Source organism: Enterobacter sp. R-1.6.2, from assembly GCF_035064085.1.
Taxonomy (GTDB): Bacteria; Pseudomonadota; Gammaproteobacteria; order Enterobacterales; family Enterobacteriaceae; genus Enterobacter; species Enterobacter asburiae_B.
Genome location: NZ_JASEYI010000098.1, coordinates 1 through 1,183 on the forward strand (window position 1 = coordinate 1; position 1,183 = coordinate 1,183).

A 1,183-nucleotide genomic window follows, 5' to 3' on the forward strand; every position below is an offset into this window, starting at 1 on the left:
GCCTTTCCGTTTTACAGGTTCCTCAACAGGCCGGTGGGCCGTTAGTATCATCAATATCAGTATTCGCAAAACCAGATCAGTAATTCTTTAAACCGGTGTATTTCTGCCGTTATGCTACATAAGTTTGCTGTCGTGCCGTTAGGGCCCAGGCTATTCTGGCCAGCTTGTTTGCCAGAGCACAAGTGACGACAAAGTTGCTTTTCCGGCACAGTAAATCCCTGACCCAATCGGCCAATTTGCCAGACTGGTGTTCCAGTTTTTGTATGAATACCCTGGCACATTGAACCAACAAAGTTCGGATCTTTTTATTACCTCGCTTACTAATTCCCAGCAATGTCGTCCTACCTCCCGTGCTGTACTGCCGAGGTACAAGCCCTGTTGCCGCCGCAAAGTCACGGCTGCTGGCGTACTGCTTCCCGTCGCCAATCTCAGTTGAAATAGTACTCGCTGTCAGTGTTCCGACGCAGGGAATGCTCAGCAAGCGCTGTCCAACCTCATCTTCGTCCAACTTTCGTTTCAACTGGGATTCCAAATCTTTAATCTGCTCAACAAGATAGTGATAATGCTGTTGTAATTTCAGCAATAACTGGCTGAGGTAAAGAGGCAAACTATTATCCTCAAGAATGGTACTCAGTCGGCTAATAACGGCAGCTCCTCGGGGAACGCTAATGCCAAATTCCAGCAGAAAAGCATGCATTTGATTGGTTGTTTTTACCTTATCCTGAACCAGGGATTCACGGACACGATGCAGAGCCCGCATTGCCTGCTGAGATTCCGTTCTGGGCTGCACAAAACGCATAGACGGACGCGATGCAGCTTCACAAATAGCTTCGGCGTCGACAAAGTCGTTTTTATTGCTTTTAACGAACGGGCGGACAAATTGTGGTGATATCAGCTTTGGGGAATGCCCCAACTCTTCCAACTTGCGTGCCATAAAGTGAGAACCGCCACAGGCTTCCATTGCGATGGTTGTAGCGGGGCATGTCGCCAAAAATTCGATCAACTTTGGCCGGGTAAATTTTTTACGGTAAACAGCCTTCCCGCGACGATCCTGGCAATGAATATGGAAAGAGTTTTTACCCAGATCGATACCAATGAGCGCAATGTTTTCCATGATAGTTCTCCGAATGAAAGCCTGTCCTCAGCATAGTACCGGGAAGGAGGGAGTGACCATCTCATTAAA

General features: G+C 47.8%; 1 protein-coding gene. It reads right to left on the reverse strand.

All coding sequences use genetic code 11. The features are described 5' to 3' along the window. Positions 1-109: 109 nt before the first annotated feature. On the reverse strand, positions 110-1,114 hold the full coding sequence (locus QMN93_RS25945; RefSeq protein ID WP_000427623.1) for an IS110-like element IS4321 family transposase: 1,005 nt from the start codon (positions 1,112-1,114) through the stop codon (positions 110-112). Positions 1,115-1,183: the final 69 nt, after the last annotated feature.